We start from the raw sequence: 24,549 nt of genomic DNA on the forward strand, positions 1-24,549 counted from the left end.
CTGGGCGAGCGCGCGATGCCCCGGAGCCATGCTCCTGATAGATCCGATCGCAGCCGGCAGCGCGCAGTTCGTCGATTTGAGCATCGTGGACCTGGTCGTCGGTCGAGACGCGGGCGTAGCCGATCAGTCGCTTGAGAGGCTGTTGGACGTTAACGGTTTGTCGCTTCGCCATCGCGCTTTTAACGGCCTCGTTTCGAAGTGCTTTGTACAAATAAGAAATGCGTTAGAAATTGCTCCGTTGCAAGCGTGTTTTATTATGTGAATGGAAGGCCGCCAGAACCGAAACAGCATGAAGGATGACCAATCTCCCGCAAGTGTCCACGAAAACGCGCCAGCGGCCTTCAATGGAGGAAATGCCGCAGCAATCATCGCGTGAATTCGCTAAAGGTCAGCGCAGATCAACACGACCCGCAGCTATCTGCGCGATCTTAGGCGAAAGGCTCAACTCAGGATCGACTGTTCCACGGGTCTTGCGAAAGACCGAACCGAAATCGTAAGCTGGGATTCTGACTTGTCAGATTTTGCCTTTTTTTCCGGCGCACGCTCTCCGGCGCTACGATGTTTGATTTCGATGCGGCCCTTCGCTGGATGAAGTTCGACCCCGGTCGGACTCTCTCAAGGCGTCCTGACAACGAGTTGCCCTTTCTTGGGGAGCAAGCGGAAGCAGGGCCGGAACTTCTCCTCGAGACCTGCGTCTACATCGATGGTTTGCAAGGGCGGGCGCCGGAAGTTGTTGGAGACCTGCTCGAACTCCGTCACAGCAACCATTCCACGATCGCCATCCAGGAGTTGATGCACACGGTGGGCGTACTCGATCGAGCACACCCGAGTACGAAACCGCCATTCAACAGATCAGGACGACGATTGAGGCCATGCGGCCCCATCGCGTGTTCAGACCCGATGCGGATGTCCTCGGACGCGCCGCATTGCTGTCAGGCATGTTGTGTCGCCTCCAGGGCTATCAGCGCGATGCTCGCTTGCGAGCGCTGCACGACTGCGTCTTGTTTCTGCAGGCCCAAAAGCTCGGGCTTACCGTGCTTACCGCCAATGTGAGCGAATTCGACTATCTGCTCCAACTCATGCCAGGCGGAAGGGTCATCTTCTATAGGTCGGGCAATTAGTCTGAGCTGTAGGCTCAGTTGATCGAAGCGACTGCAGTTTCGACGGTATCCGCTCGGTGTTCGACCGACTCTGCCATACGCGGCAGAGGAAGGGGATACCAACCAAGAACCGTAAACGTCCGTGCCAGATCGAAAACGATCTCCGGATTGACGTGCTTCTCGTCGAGCAACGCGATCTGAAGGCCGCGTCTAATTGCGCCGCTATCATGCACGCCCCAGCTGAATCTCAGTTGACGTGGAAACGGCCCAGCGCTGTTCTCATATATCTCAATTCAACGCCAACTCTCAAATTACGTGCGAGGCTAACTATCTGATATCGTTCAAATGAAATTCTCACGATAGGCCCGCCGCCAGCATCGTGATTGGACAGCGCAATTGACAGGGATCACTCTATTGCTGGGGTCTGCTTTCGCAACGTCGTTTGATTGGAGGCGACAATGAAGCATCACACCTTGGAACAACTGCAGACCATCGCACAGGTTGAGCCCTGTTTCGATCCAGACGGTATGACGCGCCGGCAGCGGCTGGAGCGCTGGGCCGAGCTTCTGGAACTAATCAGGTACAGACACCTGGACACGCTTCATGAAACCGAATTCCAGGTTATGGATGAGCGAAATGCCCTGCGCTGCGACTATTCGCCGATAACGATCGCATTTAGGGATCCGGTGCTCCGTGCTGCAGGTATGGAAACGGACACCTATGGCGAGGCGAAGCGCTTCTTCGAAATCAGCGATGACGAACTGCATGACGTTGTCTGCTACTGCCGCTTTGGCACGACGGTAAGTGCGGCGGTGGCAGCCCGCCAGGTTCGCTCGTTACTCGCCGACAAGCCGAAAGGCTTCTGGGCGTCGGTAGCAGGGTTCTTCATCGGCCGGCAACCCAAGGAGCAGCCATCCTAGGATTAGGTTTCCGTACTTCGCCCGCGGACGGAGGGGGAAAGGTTGCTCAGATCATGCCGGCAACTATGATCTTCTTGCGTCCTGCGGGGATCCGCCTAGCTCTGCCGCAGGGATCGACGAACGCGAGCAGCGCCCGGCGGGCGCCACGGGGCTTCCATGCCATCGCGAGATCCCAGGTGAGATCGTTTAGCATTCCCGTGAGCGCCACCATCACCACACCGTCCACCCGCATCGAGCGCGCCCCTTCTGGCTCAAGATCGTGTGCATCAAGCGCCCGTCAGCCGACCGTGTAGCGATGGTCCTTGAACATGGGGGAAGAGTACAAAGCACCCTTTTAACAGTTCAGCCAGATCGACAGGGTGGGCGGCGGTGACGAACAGCGTCCATTCGTGGGGATCACGCTAGCGACCGTGCTCCCGCGATCATAGAAACTCACCTTTCCCGGCCGAGTTGGTATGCGGTCCGCACCGATCAATTGACGAACTTGACGACGACGCCGAACTTGACCATCCCTGCGAGTTCTTCGGCATCCCAGTTCGTCGGGCGGACGCAGCCATGCGACGCTCCCTTGTCGATGAGGTCGGGGTCGGGAGTTCCGTGGATCCCATAGGTCGGTTCGGTTAAATCGATCCACACGCTGCCGACCGGGCCATTCGGTCCCTTGGGGATGATAAGAACCTTGTTGTTCTTGCCCTGCTTAAAGTTCACATTCGGATCGTACCTATAGACGGGCATCCGGGCGACGCCCTTGACCTTGTCCGTACCGTAGGGCGATGGATTATCCTTGCTTCCAACCGTCGCGGGATAAGCCGCCAGCAGCTTTCCTGCCTCTTCATAGGCGAGCACCTGTCCGATTTTTCTACTCACCTCGATCCGCTTGACATTCCCCTGTCTTGGCGGGCCCGTCCCCACAACCTGGACCGTCTTGCCGGGTGCAAAGTCGGCGCCGGCATTAAGCGCTTTCAGCAAGTGATGCGGTGTTGATGCCTACCGGCCGAAGCCCCTGGGCAGCGACGATGCCGGACGAGAGAAACAATGCCAACATTGCGATCGGAGCGATAGTGTTCATACACGATCGAATAATCTTCGGTGCAAGTTGTTCCACACAAAGAGTTGGGACAACCTCGTGCGGGTTGTCAACCGCCGTGGGTAGGGCTGGATCGTTGAGCGGCTCCGACGCGCCGTTCATCGTATGGTCCGCCCGCCGCAACAGATGTACAGCTATAGCCCAGTCGGCCCAAAGCCGTGATTTTGGCCGACTTGGGCTTACACCGCGAAGCCGCTCCTGGCCGTAGGCTGAGAACCGCACTCACAGCGGACCGTTAGCGCGAAACCGGGGTCAGGGTCAGCACCTCGCTGTTGGTCTTGCACGAACCCGGTACGCCGTTGATGCAGCCCTTCGTGGTCTGCTTGATCGTCAGCCTAGAGCCATCGCCCGACGGACCGATCGTATAGGTGCCGCTGCCGGCGCCTGAAAAGCCGCCCCCCGCAAGCACATATTTCACAGTCCCGCCGGAGCGCGACGTTGGCGTGTAGACGAAATCCGCGGTGCCACCGGGGAACTTGCCGACGACCTTGAACGCCTCGTTCAACTTCGCCACGGTTCCGCTCACCTTGATCCGGGCGCCGCCGCCGGTGACCGTCCACGGGCCGGGACAAAGCTTGTCCAGCACATGTTCGGCAATCCGGGCAGCCTCGTCCAGATACGCATCGTCGTCTGAAAAGCCGGTGAAGCTGTCGACAAGGTCACCGCCAGGGTTGGTTCTTGTCTCTATGGTCCAGTCGGCTTTTCCGGCGCCGAATGTGATGCGGCCGCCAATCAAAAAGTCTGGTGCGACAGTACCCAGCTTCTTGATCGCCGTGGCCGGATCGGCATATTTCGACTGCTGAAACTTCTGTTCCTTGATCACCTCGTCGATCCGCCGCCATTCGACGACCTTTCCCGCGCACCATGCAAACTCCCCGCCGTCGCCCAGCGTGGTGACGAGGTGGTGCAAGATAACCTCGCCCAGACCATTGCCAGCAGACTCCCGACCGGGATAGTTGTCATCGGTGATTGTGCCGACCGCCAGCGCCACATCGGCTTGCTGCGCTGATGCGATCGCCGATGACAGCAAGACAAGCAAAAGCGCACAAAGCACCGGCACGAAATCCGACGCTAATGACCGAACCTGCACCTTGATGCGCCCCCGCTCACGGACCGTGCCGTTACACTGCCTCTCTAACCAGGGGTCTGTCCAACGAAATCTCGGGTGAGGTCCAGGCCATCCGATCGGGCAAATGAGTCCGCTGAACAAGGGTGAGGAAGGGACTGCAATGCCTGGATTTCCGGCGTTTCCGGTGATCCAGGGCGGCTGACATACGGCGTTTCCGACTCCAGATCCATCATGATTGATACCTGATCCTGCAGCGCAGCCGGTTGGTCGCGCCGATCAAACGGCAGGATGCGTCGAGCGCGTCGAGCGCGTCATGCTCTCGATGCACCGCTTGGCTGTCAGAAGCCGCCCTTCTATGGTTGTCGATCATCGGACCACAGTCTCCAGGGGCCTTGCCGAAATTACGACAATCCTTTCTTTCCGGAGAAAGGAGTATCAAAATGACGTCGACCGTCACCGCTGCGGCGGTTTCGAAGAATTTCGGCGCCTACCAGGATGCCGCCGTGCGTGAGCCGGTGATCATCACCAAGAATGGCCGGCCGCGCATCGTGCTGCTTGCCTATGAGGATTATCTGCGGCTGTCGCGGCGCGACCGTCGCGTCGAGGCGACGGCGGACCTGCGCGGCGCCGTCGAAAAGTCCGAAATGGACCCGGGCCTTGATCATCTCAATGCCGAACTGCTGACGAACAAGCATCCTGCCGACTGATATCTCGGATCATTGCGTTTGCGGTTCCCTGGTGCAATGGATGCCATGTCATGCCGCCTCGATGTCTGTGCGGGAGAAATCATCGCCTTTGTACAACAGAGGTTCATTGCGTGTCTTGGCCAGCGCATAGGAGAAGCAGTCCCCGTAGTTCAGGCCGGCCGGATGTCGGCCCTTGCCATAGCTGCGCCAGGCTCGCCTTGCCACCGCGATCTGTTCCGCGTCGACGGCGACGATTTCGACACCCGCCTTGTAAAGCCACAGATCGAGCTCTGCGGCACCTGCCTCGCCGAGGCGCGCCTCGATGACGATGGCGAGTTCAAGGATTGTCGCCGCGGAAATGAAGCGCCGTGGCGCGTCGACGACCTTTTGTTCGTAGGTTTCTGCTTCGGGCTCATTGAATGCGATCGCGACGATGGCGGACGTGTCGATGACCATTAGCTGGGGAGCCCGTTTTCGTCATACCCCAAGATCTCGTCGGCAGAGCGGTTGTCGACAATCGGCAGCTTGGCCCAACGCTTACGGCTGGCGGCCAGTTCCTCGAGAAGGACATCGCGACTTGCGGCATTTGCGAGGCGCCGCAGCCGTTCCTCCAGTGCGCGGCGGGTCGCCATGGTAATGGTTTCACCGGTCTTCTCGGCCAGTGCCTTGGCAAGGCGTTCCGTCTCTAGATCTTTGATGCTCAGTGCCATCCTCTGGTTCCTTGGTGCCTAATCGTCTATATTCTACCTCGCTCCGGCTGGGACACAAGCGCCAGGACATCGTATCTGGCCGAACCTTCCGGACTTTCGCGCGCAAGACTTTGGCTCTTAATCGGCTGTGATTGCCCCGAACGCAGGTCGTCTGCGACTCTAAATCGATCCCTATCGATACTTAAAAGTTTTCGCTCGGGCCAATGCTGATGGCGCTGATGCGCTCAAACGCGCCTGCCGGCAGCAAAGTTGAGAAACACGCCTCCTAAGATGAAGCACCACAGAAATGATCGTGCCGTCGGAACCACGCCAGGTTGACAGTCCTTCGAGATGAATTCAGCCTTGTCCGGGGCGCGAAAGCGTCTAATTGTTCATGCGTAGAGGCAAGCCATGTCCGCCGTTGGGGCGGCACGGCAAATGATCGAAGGAAGACACTATGGCGACTGGTACCGTGAAATGGTTCAACGCGACGAAGGGGTTTGGCTTCATCCAGCCGGATGGCGGCGGCGCTGATGTCTTCGTCCACATTTCTGCGGTCGAGCGGGCTGGGCTGCGAGAGCTGAAAGATGGTCAGAAGATCACATACGAACTGGTTTCGGACCGCAAGTCAGGCAAGATGTCGGCGGACAATTTGCAGGCCTAGGCCGATTTCGCACGGCGATCTTTTGGGGAGGGCCGGGATTGCTCGGGCTTTTTCGCTTGCAGTAACGTCTGACAGGAACCACACCGCCCGGCGTGATGGCTTGGACTTACTGCGCGGTAACGCCATTATCCATTTATCGGAGCAACCACGCCTCCTGAAGCGCTTCGGTCCAACGGGCAGCGCTCCTCGTGCTCCGCTGGCGGTCACTCACGCTAGGGTGGCCCACCTCCTTCTACGCCAGACTTTTTCGTTGCGCCAAACTGTGAGGTCTAATGAACCATCGCGATTCTGCCCTTGTTGTTGATCATCATTGTCCTCATGCAAACAGAATCTCGGGAGCGATGATGAAAACGGACGACCGCGAACTCATCGTCGTGATGAAACGCTATTTTGCGGTAAAGGCCGAATTGGCCACACTTACGGCGGAGTTGGAAGCGGAGCGAAAGGCGGCCGGTGCGCAAATCGGCGTGTTCTACGATCCGCGACAAAATGCCGAGCGCGCCGCCGACCTCCAACGCTCGCATCACTTGAAGGCAGAGATGGCGTCGGGGCATGCGGCCCGTCGGCGCTCAACAGAGGTTGAGAACGCAAGCCAGCTTCCACCTCCGCCGGCATGCCATGGCTTGATCTTCCGCGCACTTGTCCGGGTCCCTGAGATGGTGGGCGACGAACTTAAGTAGCAGGCTCTCCGGCGCCGACCAGGGGAGGGGGCTGCCCGTGGCGACGTCGTCGTCCGTCAACAGGGCAGCGAGTTGGTCGCGACGGTCGAACGGCAGGATGGCATCAAGCGCGTCGAGTTGCTCGGCTCGATGCAGTATCGAGCCGGCAGTAACGTCGATCGATTTGCGGCGTCCGCCACCTTACCTGTCCCGCCACGGGTTTATTATTACCAAACCGACATCCTCGAAATCCGGAACATTCCGAGTTGCCAGCGCGGCGCCACGCGAAAGGGCGATGGCGGCGATCTGGGCGTCGAACTGACTGATCGGGCGACCCGCCTTGCGCCGCTCAGTTGCAATCATCCCATAAACGTCTGCGGCCTCCCGATCGAACGGCAGCACGCGACCGGCGAGGTCTTGCGCAAAGATCGGCAAGATTGCCGCTTCAAGGTCGCGCCGGCGGCGACCATCGGGAAGCAGGCGTAGACCATATAGGATTTCGGCTTCAGTGATCGTGGTCGTGAAGATGGCGGCGGGAGGCTGTTCCGCAAGCCAATCGACAACCGCGGGCTCGGGAGCCGGTAACAGCAGCTCAGATATGATATTTGTGTCGAGAACGATCATATTGCAGAGAAATCCGGAGCGTCACGGATCGGTTCGCGCGCGGGAATTTGCAGCTCGACGCCGCCAAGCGGCTGCAAGCGCGCGCGGATCGCGCCAGCGAGGTTTCCCGCCGTTGTCTCCTGCTGCGCCAACACCATTTTCAGGATATCACGGGCCTCGTCTTCCATCGATCGGCCATGGGTCGCTGCGCGGACTCGCAGCCTCTGTTTCAATCGATCGTCGATGTTGCGAATGGTAATGCTGGCCATGTAAATCGCCTCCAGTCATCATTGATTGCATATAGTGCAATGATGGCATTTTTTCAATTGGAGCCACAGTTTCCGCGGCCGGAGTAGGCAAAACGTCGAGCGAAACATGGCTGTTACCCGGGACCTCGCGGTAGGGTTGGGTACAGATCGACCCAGGTCGGGACCGTTCCTGGTCGCCGACAATGAGTTGCCACTGTTCGAGGGGCGTGGCGGTAACTCGGCCGGATCTATCTCATGATAGCTGCTTCTACACCGATGGTGCACAGACGGCGGCGCCGGATCTTCTCGGAAACCTGCTTGAGCCCCGCCACAGAAACTGTCCACCATCGAGAAGCGCATGCCTCAAGCGGGGGTCCACACGAACGGTCCGACTTTGTCGGCCGCACGTCAGAAGAAGCCAATGTGCTCTCCTCTCAGGATCGGCCGCATACTGCACGGGTTGCCACTGTCGCGCCCGGTTCCGCCAGGAACGACAATGCGAAAACCGGGACGGAAATCGTCTACCCAACCTGCCGGTCGGGGCTTCCGCTCGCTCTCAACAGGGCCATCAGCATAGGGCCAAGTGAAAATTCGCCGCGTCGCGCCTTTGACGTCAGATCGCGCAAGTAACCTCCGGCCGAGTTAATGTGTCCTGCCCGCTCGAGCAAACACGCCATGGCAACCGCCGCATTTTCAGGTCCCATCACTTCGCAAGCATCCTGGTAAGCGCTCGGGCTCACCCCCAGCATCGAACGCACCACCACGGCCGCCGCCATCAAGTCGCGCCAGCTCGATATGGTCCCGCCTTGTCCGTACATCGTGATCTCAGGGCAGGCCCGCATCACCATACTCAACGGGAATGCCTTCAGCGGCTCCCTCAGTGGCGGCTTTTCTGGCTCAGCCTTCGCCCCCAGCTCGTTTCTAGAGCTAGGTTCAAGTTCATTGGTGGATTCGGTATTTGAATTCTGTATGTGACGCTCAATATGAGCATCATTGCTGCTCATATTTTCAGAAATATCCAAACCATCCAGCTGGTTGACTATCTCTGCGCAGAGGAGATCCATCTCTTCGAGGATCGATGCCAGGTCGTGGATCGTCGGAGATCGCGGTATGCGGGCGACGAGCGCCAAATACACGTCTTCAATCTTGCCCCAATCGCCACTCGCGCCTTCTTCGATCGCTGCCGAGATGAGCTTGCGGGCATCGCGCCGGCGAATGGTGAGCGCCTCCTTGGTCCGGCGAAACAGCGCGCGTTCTGCCGCCATCTGCTGGGCCATCTGCGCAAGCTCCTCCGATCGGGCAAGGAGCGGGGAAAGATCGAACCCGAACGCATCCTCGATGTCGCCAGCCCTGTCCTTGCGGACATAACGCTTCCCATTTGCACTGTCTTTGCGAACAATCAGGCCAGCGTCAACGAGCGTCGCCAAGTGTCGCCGCAACGTGGCGCTGGCGATACCGTGCGCACGGACCGACAACTGAGCATTCGACGGAAAGACGATGAGAGACGCTCCCTGGCGCAGATCGGTCTCAGGATAGAAGCTCAAGAGCGCGTCAAGCACGGCAAGTGCACGATCCTGTAGCCCGAGAAGCGTCCTGGCTTCGCAGGCGTCACGAAACACTTTCCATTTGTCAGCCGTCTTGTCCGAACTGATCTCGGTGGATGCCATCTGCCGTCTTACCAGCGTAAGCGTCATCGGCCGCCGCCCGAAGGGCGTCGTCACACTTCCACTCTGCATTTCCTTCACCTCTCAAAAGGCAAAAGAAGTCCGCTCACCAAATTCGGTGCCAATCACTCTTGACGGGGATTCGTGGAAATGCGATTCTCAGATTGTCCAGATATGAGAGAGGCTTCCACTACGGCAACGTTTGGGGGCCTTTTTCTTTTGCGGTGTTCCTTTCCGTATTCCCTTGTCGAATGAGACCCTCTGACAGTGTCAGGGTTCTAATTTTCACGCTCGCGAGAGAAGCGTTCAATGAGGGCTGGCAACTCCTTCCCGACGAACTTCACGAACTCAAGTCCGAGAGGGCCGTCCGCCGAGATTCGAAGCTCCTTGGGCGACATCTTCCAGGCACCCAGTTTCATGCCATCGCTGGCCGCTAGTTCATTGCGGTCCTCTCGCGGCTGGGTCGACGGCTTTATCGCTTCGAAAGCCCGCTGGAATCGTTGATCCGACACCGATACACCGTCACCCGCATCCGTGAGCACCTGCCGAACCACAGCTAGAGAACCTGGATTGCTTGCAATGGTTTTCGCGAACTCTATCCAGCGCGGCCGCCCCACCTTGGGAGCCCGCCCGATCGCTTCGATCACATCGGCAGGTATTGATCGATAGACGCCGCGCATACGAGCGAGCTCTGCATCCGCAATCGACAGTGCCGCATAAATGTTCCGCGCTTTGATTCCGGCATTATCCATTCGCGATGCAAACAGCGTCCGCTCGATCCAGGTCAGGTCCTGCCGGCTGGCATTCTCGATGCCTTGCGCGACGACCAGATCCAGGTCGGAGATCTCAACCTCGAGCGCACGAACGGCGCGCCCAAGCTCCCTGGCAGCACGCCAGCGCCTGTGGCCATAGACAATCTGATAGCGCCCGGAGGACGACGGGTGGCGCCGAACCTGAATAGGAACCTTTTGCCCTTCGGACTCGATCGAACGCTTGAACGTCTCAAAATCGCCGGCGTCGTCGTCCGGCAGCCGGTCGGGATAGGGGGAAGGGTCGATGAACGCGGGATCCAGATCAAGGATCGCCCCCCCGCCTGTCTCGACGATCGCCCTCAAACGGTCCCGTTCAGCCCTGATGTCATCGATAGCGCGATGTGCTGCACCGACGACGCCCGCGCCGACACGCGGCGACGGGGCAGGAGGGGGCGCAGGTTGCGGGTCGTCTGCGAGCTTGCTCTCCAGTTCTTGAGACAGCAAACCGAAGCTCGCCACAATCGACTTGCGAGAAGACTTGCTCATGGCCGCCCCCAGCTATCGTTGACAAGGCGGATGATCGCTTCATTGACCGCGTCGACGGCTTCGCGGGCGCGCTTATGGGTATCACGCCCAATCTGGCCCATTTCGAGCTCGTAGATCGAACGCTTTGCCAAGCCGGCCGCTTCAACCGCTGTGCTTTCGATGGCAGTGGGCAGGAGGACGTCTGTCCCGAACATATGCCGTAGCATCGCAACGACTTGCGACTGAGGGGCATCGTTTGGGTCATGCCGCGTCACGAGATATCGGATGAAGTCCTGGTCGAGTTGGGCACCGTTCTCATTCAAAACGCTGATCAGATCGCCCATCATCAGGAGGAACTGGCTCATGGACGCCACATCCAGCATGGCGGGGTGAACGGTGATGACCATGCTTGTGGCAGCGTAGATTGCGCTGAGCGTCAGGAAGCCAAGGGACGGCGGCGTATCGAGAAGGACGATGTCGTAGTCTTCTTCGACATCCGCCAGGGCAAGCTTCAGACGCTCGAAGAAGATTGCACCGGAGCTCGACTTATGCGCCAGGACACGAGGGGTCTCGTGCTCGTACTCCATGACTTCGAGGTTGCCGGGAACGAGATCGACGCCATCAAAGTAGGTCTTGCGGATGATGTCCCTGATCGGCCGCCGCTCAGCGTCGTCGTAGCGAAGCGCCGCGTAGATCGTTTCGTTGGCGCCGACATCGATTTCCGGCTGTGCGCCGAACATTGCAGAGAGCGATGCCTGGGGATCTAGGTCGAGTGCGAGAACGCGATAGCCTTGCAAAGCGAGATAGTGCGCAAGATGAACACAGGTCGTCGTCTTGGCGCTTCCGCCCTTGAAGTTCGCGATCGCGAGGACCTGCAAGTGCTCGCCCGGGCGTCGGCGAGGCAGAAAGCGCAGGGCCTCGGCAGGCTTCTGCTTGGCAAACAGCTCCCGAAGCTCGTTGATCTGGGCGAGCGTGTAGACCCTATGGTTGTTTTCGAGGCGGCTTGGCGTCGGCCCGCGCCCTTCCGACGACATCAGCTTCAGGGTCGAATCCGGTATGGATGTCAGCTTCGAAACTTCGTTCGTGAGAAATGACCTCAAGGTCTTTTCGGATTTCGGCGGGTACATGCGGGTCCGCAGCTGCTGCAGCTGGCTCGACAAAAGACCGGCGTGCCGCAAGATCTTGGCGGCAGCGTCTTCCTTGAGTTGAACGTCAGTTTCTGCGCGTCTAGCTATCGCCATTTTTCCCTCTTGGCGGCCTAAAGCCGGTTTACCGACCATTGCCCGCCAAGAGGTAGAACACGATTCTCCCGAACCGTCCAGAATTATAGGGTTAACAAAGCCTTAACGCCAAACCCGAGCCCTCAGCGCTGAAAACCGGTCTACTCCCTGAAATTGCACTCTTTTTTGCTGAATGCAATCTAGGCCACCCGATGAGTTTACGCACACTTTTGCTCACCTGAACGGCGTCGTTAGCGCGGCGATCTCCCACACATTGCACCCCACCCGCCCGAATCAGCTCGGCGCATCAGCCACGACCGGTCACATTTCGACGTTCAGAATGCGCTGACTATTCTCCGACGGGCCGCACATCCGTTCGGTCAGGGAAGATCTCTCTGCCCCTAGAATCGACGTGGCGAAATTTCAGGAGCATTTTTACCCCTCGCGACGATGTCCTCAGTCGTAGCACTTCTCCCCCAGTAAACGGAGGAGGACGACCGATGATGGTGATCGCCATTGAGAAGCGCAGTTGGAGCGACACCCGGCGCTTCCTCGACCAGATGTATGGCCTTCGTGCGAAGGTCTTCGATGAACGCCTGGGCTGGCAGGTCGCCGCGCGCGATGGCCGGGAGCGCGACACGTTCGACGATCTTGATCCCGTCTACATACTCGCTGTCACTGCAAAGAATGAAGTAGTCGGCTGTGCTCGCCTTCTCCCCGCCATGGGTCAGACGATGCTTTTGTCCGTGTTCCCGCAACTCGTCTCGGAGCAGGCGTTTCACCCGCACGCGCGGATGATCGAGAGCTCGCGCTTCTGCGTCGATACGACCACACAACGGAAGGGTCGCGGCGGTCTCCACCACGTTACCCGCCTCATGTTTGCCGGCATCCTCGAATGGTGCCTTTCGCGCGGATACACCGAGGTGGTCACGGTCACCGACATTGCCGTCGAGCGCATCCTTGGGCTTGCCGGGTGGTCGCTTCATCGGCTCGGACCGCCGCAAATGGTAGGCCAGACAACAGCCTTGGCTGGTGTTCTCTCGGTTGACGCAGGCATCTTCCAGCAAGTCAGGCCGGTTGGGTATGTCTCAACCTTCGATCGCCCCGCCGCACCGACCTCGTCGGTGTTGTCATGACGCATAGCCGCTCCCTTCCCCGCCTTGTCCGCAAGCTCGAGGAAGCCCTTGGTCCAGCAATTCGGGCTGCACTCGATGACCCGAGCGTCGTCGAGATCATGCTCAACGCGGACGGCAGCCTCTACGTGGAACGCCTCGGTCAATCGATCGCGCGCCTTGGAGAAATGGATACCGCCGCCGCCGAGATCGCAATCGGCAGCATAGCCCATGCGACAGGTACGGCGGTCGACGAACACAGACCAATCGTGTCGGCCGAGCTGCCAGTCAGTGGACACCGTTTCGAGGGGCTGCTGCCACCGATCGTCGCTGCACCATCCTTCTCCATACGCAAGCGCGCTTCGCGTCTCATTCCTCTCGAGCAGTATGTGGACGATGGCTTCATGACGGGGAAGCAGGCTCGTCTCCTAGCAAGGGCTGTTGCCGACCGGCTCAACATCCTCGTCTCAGGCGGGACCGGCTCCGGCAAAACGACACTGGCAAATGCGCTCATTTGCGAGATCGCGACGGTCGCACCGGATGACCGCCTCATCATCCTTGAGGACACGGTCGAAATACGTTGCGGCTCGCACAACGTCCTTTCGCTGCGCACCAGCGACGAGATCGACATGGCGCGCTTGCTGAAGAGCACACTCCGGCTGCGACCGGACCGGATCATCGTGGGCGAAGTCAGAGACGCGGCCGCCCTTTCTCTTCTCAAGGCATGGAACACGGGGCACCCCGGAGGCATCGCGACGGTGCACGCCAATTCCGCGCGTTCGGCACTTCGCAGGCTGGAGCAGCTGACCGCGGAGACAAGCCGGCAGCCAATGCAGGACGTCATCGCCGAAGCAGTCGATCTCGTCGTTTCGATCGAACGCACGGCGACCGGCCGGCGGCTCGGAGAGCCTATGCGCCTCATTGGACACGACGGGACGGCCTACCTCCTGGAACCTTATCAAGACGGGGAACGACATGCAGCGTGAAACACGAATTGCAATGGTAGCTCTCGCGGGACTGCTGACCTTCTTCAGCGGGGAACCGGTGTTCGCCGGCTCGGGCGGCGGTCTGCCCTGGGAGGGTCCACTCGAACAAATTCAGCAGTCGATTACAGGCCCTGTCGCCGGCTTCATCGCGCTTGCTGCGGTCGCCGTCGCCGGCGGTATGCTGATCTTCGGCGGCGAACTCAACGATTTCGCCAGGCGATTGTTTTACATCGTGCTCGTCGCCGGTCTCCTGCTCGGCGCGACACAGATCGTCCAGCTGTTCGGAGCAACCGGCGCATCGATCGGCGACCATGCTTCGCTCAACATCTTTCACTCAGAAACGAGGGGAGGCGCGGGCAATGCCTGAGGTCTTCTGCCTACTCGAGCGAAACCGTGTCCATCGTGCCCTCTCACGCCCAAACTTGCTCTTGGGCGCCGATCGCGAACTCGTCCTCGTCACGGGGCTTGCGACGGTCATCCTGATCTTTGTCGTCCTGACCGTCTATTCGGCCCTGATCGGCCTTACCCTCTGGATCCTGGCGATCGGCGTCTTGAGGCGGATGGCAAAAGCAGATCCCCTCATGCGCAAGGTCTACATCCGCCACATGCGCTATCGGCGGACCTATCGCCCGACCGCGACGCCATGGCGGAAGGGCTGACGGTGTCGCGATGGTCAATCTAGCGCGCTTCCGCTCGACCGAACCCTCCTTTGCCGATCTCGTGCCCTATGCCGCACTTGTCGACAATGGGGTCATCCTTTTGAAAGACGGCTCACTGATGGCAGGGTGGTACTTCGCAGGCCCCGACAGCGAGAGTGCCACGGACCTGGAGCGCAACGAAATATCCCGCCAGATCAACGCGGTTCTCGCTCGTTTGGGATCTGGGTGGATGATCCAGATAGAGGCGCTGCGGGTAGACGCCGCCACATATCCGAGCGCCGACCGCTCGTATTTTCCCGATCCGGTAACGAAAGCGATCGATGCCGAACGCCGGAAGCATTTCGAAAGGGAGGGGGCACATTTCGAGAGCCGCCACGCCCTCATCCTTACGCAACGTCCGCTCGAAGCAAATCGACGCGGGCTCGCGCGATATGTCTACGCCGACCCTGAAAGTCGTCAGAAGGGCTTCGCCGACGCGGCGCTTGATCTTTTTCGGACCCGTGCCCGCGAGGTCGAACAGTATCTCGCAAACTGGATCTCGCTTCGCCGCATGGCAACGCGAGAGCTCGATCCAGGCAACGGAGCACGAAGACACCGCTTCCATGAGCTTTTCCAGTTCATTCGCTTTTGCATCACCGGGGAGAACCATCCGGTCAGATTGCCCGACATAGCGATGTACCTCGATTGGCTGGCAACAGCCGAGCTCCACCATGGTATCAACCCGATCGTGGACAATCACCACGTGGGCGTGGTGGCGATCGATGGGCTGCCATCGGAAAGCTGGCCCGGAATTCTGAACAATCTGGATCGCCTGCCGCTCAGCTACCGTTGGTCATCACGGTTCATCTTCCTGGATCCCGAGGAAGCTCGTGAACGCCTCGAACGCACCCGCAAGAAATGGCAGCAAAAGGTTCGCCCATTCTTCGACCAGCTTTTTCAGACGGACAGTCGATCCGTCGACCAGGATGCAATCGCCATGGTCGCCGAGGTGGAGGACGCGATCGCCCAGGCATCATCCGAACTGGTTTCCTATGGCTACTACACGCCCGTCGTCATTGTTTTTGGGGTCGACAGCGCTACTGTCCGCGACAAATGCGAGATGATCAGGCAAGCGATCCAGGCGGAAGGTTTCGGAGCGCGGATCGAAACGCTCAATGCGACCGAAGCCTATCTCGGCAGCCTCCCCGGCATCTGGTACTGCAATCTTCGCGAGCCATTGATCAATACGCGCAATCTTTCCGATCTCATGCCCCTCAACACGGTCTGGGCCGGGAACCCAACTGCACCATGCCCCTATCTGCCGCAGCAGTCGCCGCCTTTGATGCAGGTCGCCTCTGGCTCTACACCCTTCCGTCTCAACCTCCATGTCGATGACGTCGGCCATACGCTCGTATTCGGTCCGACGGGATCGGGAAAATCGACGTTGCTTGCACTGATTGCTGCGCAGTTTCGCCGCTACCTCGGAGCGCAGGTATTCGCTTTCGACAAGGGAAACTCGATGCTGCCCCTGACGCTTGGCGTCGGCGGTAATCACTACGATATCGGAGGGGAAGGGGAGGGGGCCGCTCTTTGCTTCTGCCCGCTTCTCGATCTGGAAGGGGAGGGGGACCGAGCATGGGCGAGCCAATGGATCGAGACACTCGCAGAACTGCAGGGCGCATCGATCGGGCCCGATGAACGCAATGCGATCTCCCGTCAAATCGAACTAATGGCCGGGTCCCCCGGACGGTCCCTGTCCGATTTCGTGAGCGGTGTTCAGCTCAAGGCGATCAAGGATGCTCTCCGGCACTATACGCTCGACGGTCCATTGGGCAGCCTCTTTGACGCCGAGACCGATACACTCTCGTTTGGTGACTTTCAGACTTTCGAGATCGAACAACTGATGAGCCTCGGCGAGCGCACCCTCGTTCCGGTACTCACATACCTCTTCCGCCGCATCGAGAAGCGACTGAGCGGCGCCCCGAGCCTCATCATTCTCGACGAGGCGTGGCTGATGCTCGGCCATCCGGTCTTTCGCGATCGTATCCGCGAATGGCTGAAGGTGTTGCGCAAGGCAAATTGCGCCGTGGTGCTTGCAACCCAGTCAATCTCGGACGCCGAACGTTCCGGCATCATCGATGTGCTGAGGGAAAGCTGCCCGACGAAGATATGCCTTCCCAATACCGCCGCCCGCCAGCCGGGCGCCCGAGAATTCTATCAGCGAATGGGCTTCAACGAACGCCAGATCGAGATCATCGCAGCGGCGACGCCGAAGCGAGAATACTACGTGACCTCTCCGGAGGGCCGGCGCCTTTTCGACATGGCCCTCGGTCCGCTCGCGCTCGCCTTCACCGGTGCAACTGGCAAGGACGATCTAAAGCGCATTCGCGCGCTTCATCACGATCACGGCCGAAACTGGCCCACCCTATGGCTCAAATCGAGGGGGATTCCCGATGCGGAAACGCTTCTTGCAGATGACTGAGTTCGCGGTCCTGTCGCTCCTTGCGATGGCGGCAAGCAACTATCCGGCACGCGCTGGCGGGGCCACGGGTGCGGCCACCGAATGGACCCAGCTTGCCAATAATGCCGAGCTCATCAACCTCCTCGAAAAGTCCGGCGTCCAGATCGAGAACCAGGTAAAGCAGATCGGTCAGCTTGCCGAGCAGATCCAGAACCAGCTGAAGATTTACGACAACATGCTGCAGAACACCGCTCGCCTTCCGCACCACGCGTGGGGAAAGATCGAAGCGGATCTCCGTCGCCTACAACAGGTCGTCGATGGCGGCCGGGGAATATCCTTCTCCATGGGCAACGCCGATGACGTCCTGCGCCAGCGCTTCGCAAGCTACGCCGACTTCAAGACCGGATTGCCTGATGGGAGAACATTCTCGTCGCACTATCAGACATGGTCCGACACCAATCGCGACACCATCACCGGCACACTGAAGGCTGCGAACCTCACCGCGGCGCAGTTTTCGAGCGAAGAGGCGACGATGCGCTCGCTTCGTTCGCTCTCGGAAACCTCTGACGGGCAAATGAAGGCGCTTCAGGTCGGCCACCAGATAGCGGCCGAGCAAGTCGGGCAAATCCAGAAGCTGCGGGGCCTTGTGTCCCAGCAGATGACGATGATGGCGACCTGGTACCAAAGCAACCAGACGGACAAGGATCTCGCCCAAGCCAGACGGGAGCGTTTTTTCGATGGGCCGGCCCAACTCGGTCCTGGGGGGCAGAAGATGGAGCTTCGCTGGTGAGCAAGTTCGACCTCAACACCTCTCCATTCGGCAACAATTCCGCCCAGCTAGCTCGGTCATTTGTCGTGATGTCCTGCCTGCTGCTCGGCTCCGCCCTTGAGGTCCAGGCACAGGATGGAAGCGTCCTAACCGAACTCGAAAATCAGGTCGCCGCCGCTGCCAAGGATTGGGAGGCGCGGGTGCTGTCGGCCGCGCGATCTCTGTTCTGGATCCTCGCCGGTATCGAAGTGGCAATCGCTGCCGTGTGGCTTGCTCTACAGGCAGCGTCGCTCGACAGCTGGTTTGCCGAACTCGTACGTCGAATCATCTTCATAGGCCTCTTCGCCTTCGCGCTCGAGCAAGGCCCTACCTTTGCAAAGAGCGTGGTCGACAGCCTCTTTCAGATCGGCGCCAGTGGTGGATCGGCCTCGCCGGCGGATATATTCGACGCAGGGATGCAGGTCGCTTCGCACATGTCGAAGCAGATCCAGTTCGGGCTCTTCGAAGACAATGCGCTGGCGATTGCGGCGGTCCTTGCAATGGTCGTGGTGGTGATTTCCTTCTCGCTCGTCGCGGCAATCTTCGTCGCCATCATGGTTGAGGCGTATGTCGGCCTCCTGGCCGGAATGATCATGCTTGGGCTCGGAGGTTCTTCCCATACGAAGGACTTTGCCGTGCGGTATCTCGTTTACGCGTTCAGCGTCGGGCTGAAGCTGATGGCGCTCGTGATGATTGCCCGGATCGGTTCGGAAGTGCTTTTGGGTCTCGCCAGCGCTCGGACTGGAGAAACACAGCAATTCGTCACGACGCTCGCCATCGCCGGCATCTCGGTCGTCGTCTTCATCATTGCGATCTACGTTCCAAACATTCTGCAGGGCGTCGTTCAAGGCGCATCGGTCACCGGCGGAATGGAGGCGATTCGACACGGCGGCCAGGCGGCATCCTTTGCGACCGGCACTGCGTTTCTCGCGGCCGGAGGGACGGCTGCCAGTATTGCTGCGGCAAAGTCCGCCCGTGCGGCTGGTGCATCGGCTACGGCCTCAGCTCTTCACGGCATGAAGCATGGTGCCGCCGCCAGTGCGCAGGCGGCAGGCTCCGCGGCAAAGGACAAGGCAATCGGCGCGCCCGGCGCTCACGCCGCCTCCTTGATGGGCCTTGCCAATGACAAGCTCGACAACAAGGCCTCAGCCCAAGGCAGAGGCCGGCGATCGCCGCCCGACCCTACAGACCACAGAAGCGCTCAAGGAGGATCATGAGAGATGGCTGCCCGAGATGCCCCCGAGAACCCCTACATCGCCGCGCGCCAGGAGTGGAACGAACGCTACGGCTCCTATGTTCGATCAGCAATCGCCTGGCGCATCATCGGAACGACCGCCATGGCGATCTCGATCATCGGTTTCGGCTATGGGCTCTACCAGAGTTCGAAGGTCAAGCTCGTGCCCTACATCGTCGAGGTCGACAAGCTCGGAGCGGCCGTCAGCGCAGGCTTCCCCGAGCAGATCGACTACGCCGACCAGCGCGTTGTGCGTGCCTCGCTTGCAGGCTTCTTTGCCAGTTTCCGGTCCGTAACGCCTGACGCCGTCGTCCAGAAGCAATACATCGACCGAACCTATGCGCTGCTTCGGAACGCCGATCCGGCGACGGGCAAAGTGAACGCCTGGTTCCGGGACAATTCGCCATTCGAAAGGGCGCGCCGCGCAACCGTCGCGATCGAGGTGAACAACGTGGTGGCGCTTTCGGACCAGACCTACCAGGTCGACTGGACCGAGTTCGAACGCGACCGGGCCGGCAAAGAGACCGGCGTGCGGCGGTTCCGCGGGATCGCGACGGTCACCCTGACGGCGCCACAGGATGAGGCGGTTATCCGTCTCAATCCAATCGGCCTCTACCTCAGGGATCTCGACTGGACGGCGCAGCTTTGACGGGGAGGGGGAAAGACGTGAGTTACAGTAGAGCAGGCATACTGACACTGATTTTGGGCTCGTTCGTGCCGAGTGGAGCCGTTTACGGCGAAGCCATCACGACGAAGGAAGCGAATGCGGCCCGGCTGTCGGCAAAATGGCGGGCAGCTTCCGGCGTTACCACGACCGGCCCCGATGGCAAGGTCATCTTCCTTTACGGCACAAGCCAGCCATCGATCGTGTGCTCCCCACTCCAGGTGTGTGACATCGAGCTCCAGGCGGGCGAGATCGTGCGTGACGTGCTCGTTGGCGATACCGTTCGCTGGAAGATTGAGGCGGCGACATCTGGCGGCGCCGGCGGGCAGGCGATCCATCTCGTGATCAAGCCGTCCGAACCTTCGATAACAACGTCCATGGTGGTGACGACGTCGAGGCGCACCTACCATATCCAGCTGAAGTCTCATCCGACCCATTACATGGCGCGCGTCGGCTTTGCCTATCAGGAGGACAGGTCCGCGAGCCTCGCCGATGCCAATGCCCGGCTGGAGGCGGGCGCCGGAAGCGTCCCCGCCGAACGGCTCGATTTCACCTATTCGATCAACGGTCGAGCCCGCTGGAAACCGACACGGGTCTATTCGGATGGACAGAAAACCTACATCCAGTTCCCGAAGTCGATCGCCAGCCAGGACGCGCCAGTCCTCTTCGTTGTTTCCGGCGGCCAGAACAGGGTCGTCAATTACCGAATGAAGAGCGGGGTGATGATCGTCGATTTCGATGTTGAGCGCGCAGTTCTCGTCTCGGGCGTCGGATGGCGCCAGGAGAAAGTCACGATCAGAAGGGGAGGGTAGGTGATGAGGGGTCTTGCTGCGCCCATTCTCGTCGCAGTCCTTGTGAGTGGTTGCCAAGGTGGCGCGCCTTCGCCGACGATTGACGCGCTTCCTCAAGAAATCTCGATGAGTGCCGAAACAGCAATTGCCGGCGATATGGCAAGCCGCTTCGTCGAAGCGATGGGAAACGAGAAGCCGCCTTCGATCTCTGTGTCCCCAGGCGACCGATCGGGCGAAGCGCTCGAAACTGCACTCAAGCTCTGGGGGTACCCGGTGCTCGCCAAAGAGGAACAGGCTCCGGCGAAAAATCCGGCAACTGAGGTCACCTATGGCAGCACGGCGTTCGAAGATGTCGTTCTCGTGCGGCTATCGACACCTGAGGTTACCCTGACGCGCGCTTACCGGACGAGTCCAGCAGGTGCTCAGCCCGCGACACCGCTCGCCGTCACGCGTCATCGATAGGAACCTGTCATGGCTCAATCGCTGCAGCTTTCTCACGCCCCGAAGCACATCCGCAGGGTCAATCGGCTACCGCTCTTTGTCGCGGGCGCGATGATAATCATTTTCTTCGCCGTCATCGTCGCCGGCCTCACCTCGCGAGGAATCGGACACCGAACCGACATTGGGGCGGAGGTGTCCTCAGGCGGTTCGGCATCATCCTTTGCCGAAAGCATCAAGCGGGGCGTCGCCGACGGCATCATCGCCGAACCGCTGGAGACAACGCGCACTGGAGGCGTTGCGGCCGAGCCTTCAACCGAGGTGCCTTCGTCGGACGTCCAAGCTGCCCCCGAGAAGACGCCGCTTCCGGCCTACGCTGCTGAAACCAGGAGCCAGGGGAATGAAGATGATTGGTTGGACCAGTTCCAGCGTGAACGAAAGGAACAGCTTCTTCGTGAGCGCCATCGGCAGGACATGGCGAGACTTCAGGCAAGAGACGCAGCCCTCGACTCTCCTCTCACCGTTGAGATCAAAGAAGGGGCGGAACCCACCAAGATGGAGAGCGCACCAAGCAGCAATATGCCCGCATCTCGTAATCCCGCAGAGGTCCTGGCAAGAGCGCTCGAGGGCAAGGAGGCAGATCCCAACCTCCAGGCTTCCAAGGAGGCCTTCTTCAACTCTGACATCAAGGAGCTTGGATACTTGCCAAAGGGGGTCATTGCCGCGCAATCGCCTTTCGAGCTGAAGCGAGGCTCGGTTATTCCCGCAACGTTGATTACGGGCATAAACTCCGACCTCCCAGGTCGTATCTCGGCCCAGGTCAATCATCCGATCTATGACAGCGCCACCGGTCGCCATCTCATCATTCCCCAAGGCACCAAGCTCTTCGGCCGTTACGACGCCGAAGTCGCTTTCGGGCAGTCACGGGTGCTGGTGGTCTGGACCGACCTCATCTTTCCGAACGGTTCTACCTTGCAGATCGGCGGGATGGCCGGCACCGACGCCGAAGGCTATGGCGGCTTTAAGGACAAGGTCGATCGACATCTCCTTAGAACCTTTGGCTCCGCAGCGCTCGTCGCCTTGATCGGCGCGGGTATCGATATGTCACTTCCAACCGACCAGCGCGACAGAGGGCGCGATACGGCCTCGGACGCCGCCCGTCGCAGTTTTGCCGAGACCTTCGGCAGGGTGGCCGAACGGACAATTGCAAAAAACCTCGACGTGCAGCCCAGGCTCAGCATCAGACCGGGCTACGTCTTCAACGTCCTCGTCGACCAGGATATCGTCTTTCCCGGCGCCTATCGATGACATTGGCCAAGACAGGCACGTCCAGCTGCGGCAGCATTCCCATACGCTTGGTTTCAGATCAGCAAGCGCCGGGTGGCGGCCGCGGTCGCTTGAGACAGCTTGCAGACACCGAGCTTGTCCATGGCTCGCTTGAGATTGCGGCGCACACACGTATAGGTGATATCGAGTATGTCGGCGATCTCCAGCATCGTCTTTCCCTCGGACGACCACTTGAGGCAGGCGAGCTCCCGAGCGTTTAGCGCTGGCGTGCAATTGCTTTCCAGATGTTCCATGTTTCGCATCCTTGAGTGTAGGAAGGCTGCGGCAGTTATGCCGAGCCCGGATATCTCGCCCGCAATGCAGCCGCGCGCACTGCTCAGTGACGATGATGTGAAGGTGAGGATGGCGAACCGTCCGAAACCGGCCGATACCGACACCGACAGCCCCGTCTTCAATCCGAAATCGGCAGCCTCCGTGTAGAAGCGCCGCAATTCCCGGCAAACTCTTGGCCGCACGTCGTCGACAGACCAGCGGAAGACCTGGGTTCCGCGCTTGGCCGTCGTCACCACCGGGTCGAGCGTCACATAGGAACGCGCAAAGTAGAGCCGCTGCCATTCAAGCGGATAGTCGGTGGCCACGAAATTGTCGTTCGGATGGGCTCTGAAATAGGCATAGTGGTCAAAGCCGGCAGCTCCTGCCAAGCGCGCAAGAGACTTGTTAAGCGCGTTTGACGATGACTGAACCTGACAAAGGTCTATCACTCGTTCGAAAATGCGTCGTTCGTTCATGCGATTTCACCTCCGGCGCGTATTGGTCGGATTGAGCCTTTCGCAGGCGGGCAACGACACACGGTCTAGATGCAGGCGCCTTCGCCTGCAATCAATTGTAACACTGTCGCAACAAAACTTAACATTTCGCGGGGACGGTTCACCGGGCTAAGTCATTCAATTTCCACGGTGTGTGCCAACAGGTAGCCGCCGAGCCTCACCGTCTTCACATAGGTCGGCTCATCCGGATCGGGCTCTATCTTTTGCCTCAGACGCCGGACATGCACGTCAATGCTGCGCTCCGATGGACCGGCAAGCCCAAAGCGAGTAGCCTCAAGCAATTCCTCTCGCGAGAGGACCTTTCCAGGGTTGCGAGCAAGAGCAAGCAGGATATCGAACTCACCGGCGGTCAGTGTCCTCGTCTGCCCATCGCGGTCGTGGAGCGTGCGTTTACCCGGATCTATGCGCCAGCCGTCAAACATCAATACTCGCGTATCCTCGACACGAGCCCTAGCGGAGCTGGCACGGCGCAGGAGGCTGCGCAACCGGGCAAGCGTGGCGTCTTCTTCGCCAACCCTCAAGACACAGGCATCCGCACCGGCGTTTAGTCCTTCGACAACGATGCTGTCATCGTGTCTGTCAACGATAAGAACGAGCGCAATGTCGCTCACAAAACGAACCTGCCGGCAAAACTGGAGGGATGCGGCAGATGGCAGTTTTCCCTCAACCACAAGCAGGTCAAACCTCCGGATTTTTAAGAGCCGAAGGGCCAGTGTGGCGTTGGTGAGGTGGATGTCGTAACCGTGGCCGATGAGAAGGGAGGCAAACCGACGACGCGTTTCCTCATCGTCGATCACTGCCAGAACGACTTTTGAACGGCCGGCGATCCGCTTATATTTGGACAACGAAACTCCCTGCAAAGTCGGCATGGGCAGTGATTGCCATGCAACCTCTTGGGGAGCTAACGCCGCAAACGGGTCTGCTCAAGGCACAGAAATGCCCCTTAACGGTATCGCCCTTTTGAAACGCGAGCTCGATTTGACGCGCATCGCCGGCCCGTGACGGGAGGCCGACGCACGTTGTCCCCCGTCGGTTATAATGTTTTCGCGAAAACCTTATAACTCTCCAATTCTTTCGGCGCGCCACCATTGGCGAGCTCTTCGCGACATGCAATTGGCAACGAACCACACGCCCCCGAAGCGAAACGCGGACAAATGTGACACGCCGTACGTTCTCCTGGCGTTCGGCATTTGGGGCGCTCCGTCAGCCGATCATCGTTCTCCCTATCAATAGCTCCGTGTTCCGGGTTCGGCATCGCGCTCCTCCTTCAATGCCCCCCAATGATGGACCGTAAGCGGTTAGCTGACGGCGTCTGACCTGAAGTTCCAGGGCATGAGGGCTTCGATTTCGGATGCGGGCCAGCCTTGAGCGATGCGGGTCAAGGTCTGCGAGAGCCAGTCGAGCGGATTGACGCCAT

At 59.6% G+C, this 24,549-nt stretch carries 29 protein-coding genes and 1 pseudogene; 15 read left to right on the forward strand and 15 right to left on the reverse strand.

Annotated features, from left to right (window positions below; all coding sequences use genetic code 11):
• On the reverse strand, positions 1-172 hold a 172-nt coding region (locus tag IB265_RS35895), incomplete at its 3' end, for a recombinase family protein (RefSeq protein WP_192496118.1).
• Between the two features lie 1,386 nt (positions 173-1,558).
• Here IB265_RS35895 and IB265_RS35900 point away from each other — a divergent pair.
• On the forward strand, positions 1,559-2,020 hold the full coding sequence (locus IB265_RS35900) for a hypothetical protein (RefSeq protein ID WP_057251449.1): 462 nt from the start codon (positions 1,559-1,561) through the stop codon (positions 2,018-2,020).
• Between the two features lie 46 nt (positions 2,021-2,066).
• Here IB265_RS35900 and IB265_RS35905 read toward each other — a convergent pair whose 3' ends face one another.
• The 4 genes and pseudogenes from IB265_RS35905 to IB265_RS35920 all read right to left on the reverse strand — a co-directional run bounded on the left by IB265_RS35905 (position 2,067) and on the right by IB265_RS35920 (position 4,546).
• Positions 2,067-2,252 (reverse strand): hypothetical protein, encoded by a 186-nt coding sequence (locus tag IB265_RS35905; protein WP_192496193.1) that lies wholly within the window; start codon positions 2,250-2,252, stop codon positions 2,067-2,069.
• A gap of 239 nt (positions 2,253-2,491) precedes the next feature.
• Positions 2,492-2,989, reverse strand: a pseudogene (locus IB265_RS35910) (L,D-transpeptidase); the annotation flags it as partial.
• A gap of 353 nt (positions 2,990-3,342) precedes the next feature.
• Positions 3,343-4,197, reverse strand: coding sequence for a hypothetical protein (locus IB265_RS35915; RefSeq protein WP_192496194.1), 855 nt, complete (start codon positions 4,195-4,197; stop codon positions 3,343-3,345).
• A gap of 208 nt (positions 4,198-4,405) precedes the next feature.
• Entirely contained in the window at positions 4,406-4,546 is a 141-nt protein-coding gene (locus tag IB265_RS35920; protein ID WP_162261299.1) for a hypothetical protein, read from the reverse strand.
• Between the two features lie 70 nt (positions 4,547-4,616).
• Between IB265_RS35920 and IB265_RS35925 the strand changes: the two genes are divergently transcribed.
• Entirely contained in the window at positions 4,617-4,883 is a 267-nt protein-coding gene (locus IB265_RS35925; protein WP_192496195.1) for a type II toxin-antitoxin system Phd/YefM family antitoxin, read from the forward strand.
• 48 nt (positions 4,884-4,931) lie between these two features.
• Here IB265_RS35925 and IB265_RS35930 read toward each other — a convergent pair whose 3' ends face one another.
• The gene (locus IB265_RS35930; RefSeq protein WP_057251453.1) at positions 4,932-5,318 is read right to left on the reverse strand and encodes a type II toxin-antitoxin system VapC family toxin; all 387 of its coding nucleotides are present in this window, start codon (positions 5,316-5,318) and stop codon (positions 4,932-4,934) included.
• Positions 5,318-5,572, reverse strand: coding sequence for a type II toxin-antitoxin system VapB family antitoxin (locus tag IB265_RS35935; RefSeq protein ID WP_057251454.1), 255 nt, complete (start codon positions 5,570-5,572; stop codon positions 5,318-5,320). Before IB265_RS35935 ends, IB265_RS35930 begins: the two co-directional genes overlap by 1 nt.
• 436 nt (positions 5,573-6,008) lie before the next feature.
• On the opposite strand from IB265_RS35935, the gene IB265_RS35940 reads away from it, so the two are divergent.
• Positions 6,009-6,215, forward strand: a complete 207-nt coding sequence (locus IB265_RS35940; RefSeq protein ID WP_057251455.1) for a cold-shock protein — start codon at positions 6,009-6,011, stop codon at positions 6,213-6,215.
• A 344-nt stretch (positions 6,216-6,559) separates the two neighbouring features.
• Positions 6,560-6,895: a hypothetical protein gene (locus IB265_RS37230; RefSeq protein WP_375293115.1), complete on the forward strand. Its 336-nt coding sequence runs from the start codon at positions 6,560-6,562 to the stop codon at positions 6,893-6,895.
• A 180-nt stretch (positions 6,896-7,075) separates the two neighbouring features.
• Here IB265_RS37230 and IB265_RS35950 read toward each other — a convergent pair whose 3' ends face one another.
• The 5 genes from IB265_RS35950 to repA all read right to left on the reverse strand — a co-directional run bounded on the left by IB265_RS35950 (position 7,076) and on the right by repA (position 11,907).
• Positions 7,076-7,498, reverse strand: a complete 423-nt coding sequence (locus IB265_RS35950; RefSeq protein WP_058324702.1) for a type II toxin-antitoxin system VapC family toxin — start codon at positions 7,496-7,498, stop codon at positions 7,076-7,078.
• The gene (locus IB265_RS35955) at positions 7,495-7,746 is read right to left on the reverse strand and encodes a plasmid stabilization protein (RefSeq protein WP_192496196.1); all 252 of its coding nucleotides are present in this window, start codon (positions 7,744-7,746) and stop codon (positions 7,495-7,497) included. The genes IB265_RS35950 and IB265_RS35955 overlap by 4 nt, the downstream gene beginning before the upstream one ends.
• Positions 7,747-8,246: 500 nt before the next feature.
• Positions 8,247-9,461: a plasmid replication protein RepC gene (gene repC / locus IB265_RS35960; RefSeq protein WP_192496197.1), complete on the reverse strand. Its 1,215-nt coding sequence runs from the start codon at positions 9,459-9,461 to the stop codon at positions 8,247-8,249.
• A gap of 206 nt (positions 9,462-9,667) precedes the next feature.
• A complete protein-coding gene (gene repB / locus IB265_RS35965; protein WP_192496198.1) occupies positions 9,668-10,687 on the reverse strand; it encodes a plasmid partitioning protein RepB in 1,020 nt (339 codons plus the stop codon).
• Positions 10,684-11,907 carry a plasmid partitioning protein RepA gene (gene repA / locus IB265_RS35970; RefSeq protein ID WP_162733654.1) on the reverse strand — a complete coding sequence of 408 codons (1,224 nt, stop codon included), beginning with the start codon at positions 11,905-11,907 and terminating at the stop codon, positions 10,684-10,686. The genes repB and repA overlap by 4 nt, the downstream gene beginning before the upstream one ends.
• Before the next feature lie 479 nt (positions 11,908-12,386).
• On the opposite strand from repA, the gene IB265_RS35975 reads away from it, so the two are divergent.
• From IB265_RS35975 to trbI, 11 genes are all read left to right on the forward strand, one after another.
• A complete protein-coding gene (locus IB265_RS35975) occupies positions 12,387-13,022 on the forward strand; it encodes an acyl-homoserine-lactone synthase (RefSeq protein ID WP_192496199.1) in 636 nt (211 codons plus the stop codon).
• Positions 13,019-13,984: a P-type conjugative transfer ATPase TrbB gene (trbB, locus tag IB265_RS35980; RefSeq protein ID WP_112997046.1), complete on the forward strand. Its 966-nt coding sequence runs from the start codon at positions 13,019-13,021 to the stop codon at positions 13,982-13,984. Before IB265_RS35975 ends, trbB begins: the two co-directional genes overlap by 4 nt.
• On the forward strand, positions 13,974-14,351 hold the full coding sequence (locus tag IB265_RS35985) for a TrbC/VirB2 family protein (protein WP_192496200.1): 378 nt from the start codon (positions 13,974-13,976) through the stop codon (positions 14,349-14,351). Before trbB ends, IB265_RS35985 begins: the two co-directional genes overlap by 11 nt.
• On the forward strand, positions 14,344-14,643 hold the full coding sequence (locus IB265_RS35990) for a conjugal transfer protein TrbD (protein WP_192496201.1): 300 nt from the start codon (positions 14,344-14,346) through the stop codon (positions 14,641-14,643). Before IB265_RS35985 ends, IB265_RS35990 begins: the two co-directional genes overlap by 8 nt.
• A gap of 10 nt (positions 14,644-14,653) precedes the next feature.
• Positions 14,654-17,104, forward strand: a complete 2,451-nt coding sequence (locus IB265_RS35995; RefSeq protein ID WP_192496202.1) for a conjugal transfer protein TrbE — start codon at positions 14,654-14,656, stop codon at positions 17,102-17,104.
• Positions 17,097-17,873: a P-type conjugative transfer protein TrbJ gene (gene trbJ, locus IB265_RS36000; RefSeq protein WP_375293116.1), complete on the forward strand. Its 777-nt coding sequence runs from the start codon at positions 17,097-17,099 to the stop codon at positions 17,871-17,873. Before IB265_RS35995 ends, trbJ begins: the two co-directional genes overlap by 8 nt.
• A complete protein-coding gene (gene trbL / locus IB265_RS36005) occupies positions 17,870-19,108 on the forward strand; it encodes a P-type conjugative transfer protein TrbL (protein ID WP_309140597.1) in 1,239 nt (412 codons plus the stop codon). Before trbJ ends, trbL begins: the two co-directional genes overlap by 4 nt.
• A gap of 3 nt (positions 19,109-19,111) precedes the next feature.
• Complete coding sequence (gene trbF / locus IB265_RS36010; RefSeq protein WP_192496204.1) at positions 19,112-19,774, forward strand: conjugal transfer protein TrbF; 663 nt, start codon at positions 19,112-19,114, stop codon at positions 19,772-19,774.
• Positions 19,775-19,791: 17 nt separating this feature from the next.
• A complete protein-coding gene (gene trbG / locus IB265_RS36015; protein ID WP_375293117.1) occupies positions 19,792-20,601 on the forward strand; it encodes a P-type conjugative transfer protein TrbG in 810 nt (269 codons plus the stop codon).
• A gap of 105 nt (positions 20,602-20,706) precedes the next feature.
• Positions 20,707-21,042 carry a conjugal transfer protein TrbH gene (locus IB265_RS36020; RefSeq protein WP_162733653.1) on the forward strand — a complete coding sequence of 112 codons (336 nt, stop codon included), beginning with the start codon at positions 20,707-20,709 and terminating at the stop codon, positions 21,040-21,042.
• Positions 21,043-21,051: 9 nt separating this feature from the next.
• The gene (trbI, locus tag IB265_RS36025) at positions 21,052-22,326 is read left to right on the forward strand and encodes an IncP-type conjugal transfer protein TrbI (protein ID WP_192496205.1); all 1,275 of its coding nucleotides are present in this window, start codon (positions 21,052-21,054) and stop codon (positions 22,324-22,326) included.
• Positions 22,327-22,379: 53 nt separating this feature from the next.
• Here trbI and IB265_RS36030 read toward each other — a convergent pair whose 3' ends face one another.
• The 3 genes from IB265_RS36030 to IB265_RS36040 form a co-directional block, all read right to left on the reverse strand.
• Entirely contained in the window at positions 22,380-23,093 is a 714-nt protein-coding gene (locus tag IB265_RS36030) for an autoinducer binding domain-containing protein (protein ID WP_192496206.1), read from the reverse strand.
• Positions 23,094-23,245: 152 nt separating this feature from the next.
• Positions 23,246-23,977 (reverse strand): response regulator transcription factor, encoded by a 732-nt coding sequence (locus tag IB265_RS36035; RefSeq protein WP_162733652.1) that lies wholly within the window; start codon positions 23,975-23,977, stop codon positions 23,246-23,248.
• Between the two features lie 453 nt (positions 23,978-24,430).
• On the reverse strand, positions 24,431-24,549 hold a 119-nt coding region (locus IB265_RS36040), incomplete at its 5' end, for a transposase domain-containing protein (RefSeq protein WP_192496076.1).

The sequence above is a fragment of the Ensifer sp. ENS10 genome, assembly GCF_014852025.1.
GTDB lineage: Bacteria > Pseudomonadota > Alphaproteobacteria > Rhizobiales > Rhizobiaceae > Ensifer.

What these genes read in the sequence shown, in the direction of transcription:
- IB265_RS35900 (WP_057251449.1), top strand. Translation starts at nt 1,559, where the DNA reads ATGAAGCATCACACCTTGGAACAACTGCAGACCATCGCACAGGTTGAG.
- IB265_RS35905 (WP_192496193.1), bottom strand. Translation starts at nt 2,252, where the DNA reads ATGCGGGTGGACGGTGTGGTGATGGTGGCGCTCACGGGAATGCTAAAC.
- IB265_RS35920 (WP_162261299.1), bottom strand. Translation starts at nt 4,546, where the DNA reads ATGATCGACAACCATAGAAGGGCGGCTTCTGACAGCCAAGCGGTGCAT.
- IB265_RS35925 (WP_192496195.1), top strand. Translation starts at nt 4,617, where the DNA reads ATGACGTCGACCGTCACCGCTGCGGCGGTTTCGAAGAATTTCGGCGCC.
- IB265_RS35930 (WP_057251453.1), bottom strand. Translation starts at nt 5,318, where the DNA reads ATGGTCATCGACACGTCCGCCATCGTCGCGATCGCATTCAATGAGCCC.
- IB265_RS35935 (WP_057251454.1), bottom strand. Translation starts at nt 5,572, where the DNA reads ATGGCACTGAGCATCAAAGATCTAGAGACGGAACGCCTTGCCAAGGCA.
- IB265_RS35940 (WP_057251455.1), top strand. Translation starts at nt 6,009, where the DNA reads ATGGCGACTGGTACCGTGAAATGGTTCAACGCGACGAAGGGGTTTGGC.
- IB265_RS37230 (WP_375293115.1), top strand. Translation starts at nt 6,560, where the DNA reads ATGAAAACGGACGACCGCGAACTCATCGTCGTGATGAAACGCTATTTT.
- IB265_RS35950 (WP_058324702.1), bottom strand. Translation starts at nt 7,498, where the DNA reads ATGATCGTTCTCGACACAAATATCATATCTGAGCTGCTGTTACCGGCT.
- IB265_RS35955 (WP_192496196.1), bottom strand. Translation starts at nt 7,746, where the DNA reads ATGGCCAGCATTACCATTCGCAACATCGACGATCGATTGAAACAGAGG.
- repC (WP_192496197.1), bottom strand. Translation starts at nt 9,461, where the DNA reads ATGCAGAGTGGAAGTGTGACGACGCCCTTCGGGCGGCGGCCGATGACG.
- repB (WP_192496198.1), bottom strand. Translation starts at nt 10,687, where the DNA reads ATGAGCAAGTCTTCTCGCAAGTCGATTGTGGCGAGCTTCGGTTTGCTG.
- repA (WP_162733654.1), bottom strand. Translation starts at nt 11,907, where the DNA reads ATGGCGATAGCTAGACGCGCAGAAACTGACGTTCAACTCAAGGAAGAC.
- IB265_RS35975 (WP_192496199.1), top strand. Translation starts at nt 12,387, where the DNA reads ATGATGGTGATCGCCATTGAGAAGCGCAGTTGGAGCGACACCCGGCGC.
- trbB (WP_112997046.1), top strand. Translation starts at nt 13,019, where the DNA reads ATGACGCATAGCCGCTCCCTTCCCCGCCTTGTCCGCAAGCTCGAGGAA.
- IB265_RS35985 (WP_192496200.1), top strand. Translation starts at nt 13,974, where the DNA reads ATGCAGCGTGAAACACGAATTGCAATGGTAGCTCTCGCGGGACTGCTG.
- IB265_RS35990 (WP_192496201.1), top strand. Translation starts at nt 14,344, where the DNA reads ATGCCTGAGGTCTTCTGCCTACTCGAGCGAAACCGTGTCCATCGTGCC.
- IB265_RS35995 (WP_192496202.1), top strand. Translation starts at nt 14,654, where the DNA reads ATGGTCAATCTAGCGCGCTTCCGCTCGACCGAACCCTCCTTTGCCGAT.
- trbJ (WP_375293116.1), top strand. Translation starts at nt 17,097, where the DNA reads ATGACTGAGTTCGCGGTCCTGTCGCTCCTTGCGATGGCGGCAAGCAAC.
- trbF (WP_192496204.1), top strand. Translation starts at nt 19,112, where the DNA reads ATGGCTGCCCGAGATGCCCCCGAGAACCCCTACATCGCCGCGCGCCAG.
- IB265_RS36020 (WP_162733653.1), top strand. Translation starts at nt 20,707, where the DNA reads ATGAGTGCCGAAACAGCAATTGCCGGCGATATGGCAAGCCGCTTCGTC.
- trbI (WP_192496205.1), top strand. Translation starts at nt 21,052, where the DNA reads ATGGCTCAATCGCTGCAGCTTTCTCACGCCCCGAAGCACATCCGCAGG.
- IB265_RS36030 (WP_192496206.1), bottom strand. Translation starts at nt 23,093, where the DNA reads ATGAACGAACGACGCATTTTCGAACGAGTGATAGACCTTTGTCAGGTT.